At 32.3% G+C, this 846-nt stretch carries 2 protein-coding genes; both read left to right on the top strand.

The window, feature by feature from the left end; translation table 11 throughout:
* Positions 1-376, top strand: a 376-nt coding sequence (locus CXF71_RS13090; protein ID WP_232771474.1) for a hypothetical protein, incomplete at its 5' end; no start/stop codon positions are given.
* A 129-nt stretch (positions 377-505) separates the two neighbouring features.
* Positions 506-742 (top strand): hypothetical protein, encoded by a 237-nt coding sequence (locus tag CXF71_RS13085; RefSeq protein ID WP_101233399.1) that lies wholly within the window; start codon positions 506-508, stop codon positions 740-742.
* Positions 743-846: the final 104 nt, after the last annotated feature.

Genomic DNA, 846 nt, shown 5'->3' with positions numbered 1-846 from the left:
GCGTTATAACGACAAGGATGATTCAGTGGATCGCGAAAATATTACTAAGCTAACAACTACAGCTCTAACATTCCCAATATTGTTTTTATTAATTGCATATTTTAATGAAAATGGTGAATTATCAATATTCAGTTTCATTTCTTACTTGTTGCTATCTGTGGTTGGTGGTTTAATTGGAGCCGTATATGCTTATTATGGACACAGTTGGTTTTTTAAAAACTCATTTGTAGCTGGCTTTATCCCATCGATAGCTTTAATTATTATCTCCGTTAATATGGAGTTAGATAATTTAGTTGTATTAGGTGATTTATGTTTAATTATTTCGTGTTGGACAATTGCATCGGAAGTAGCAGTTATCAAAAATAAACCAGCGTAAGTCGTTATAACAAGGCAATCAAGTAGGAAAATTTACAGTTGGCTGTTTTCACTGCGTTCAACATTTTAGCCAACTACAAATTTCCTCTTATTGAGGCGTTATGTTTACATTGGAATTGAGCATTAATAAATGGATTTGAGTACCAATCAAATAAATTCAATCATCTTTTTATTCTCACTGTTATTGGGTGTTAGCTTAGGGATTTTGGCGCTTAACTACTCAAATTTACCATTAGGTTTCAGCTCAATAGTAGGTTGGTGTATTTTAATGTTTGGTTACTCTAAAAAGCATAAGGCAATTAATAAACTGGCTTTCATTAGCGCTATCACTTTAATTGTTGGTTGGGGTATTTATATTACGGGTTAAGTTTGGCAGTATTGTAAACATAACAAGCTAATTAATAAGGACAAAAAACAGTTGGCTGTTTTCGTTCCTCAACATTTTAGCCAACAATTTTTTGCCCATTATTA

Origin of the sequence: Colwellia sp. 12G3, assembly GCF_002836775.1 — a bacterium.
Lineage (GTDB): Bacteria > Pseudomonadota > Gammaproteobacteria > Enterobacterales > Alteromonadaceae > Colwellia.
Note: the sequence above shows the minus strand (reverse complement) of the source record. Positions and strands in the feature narration are given on the sequence as shown.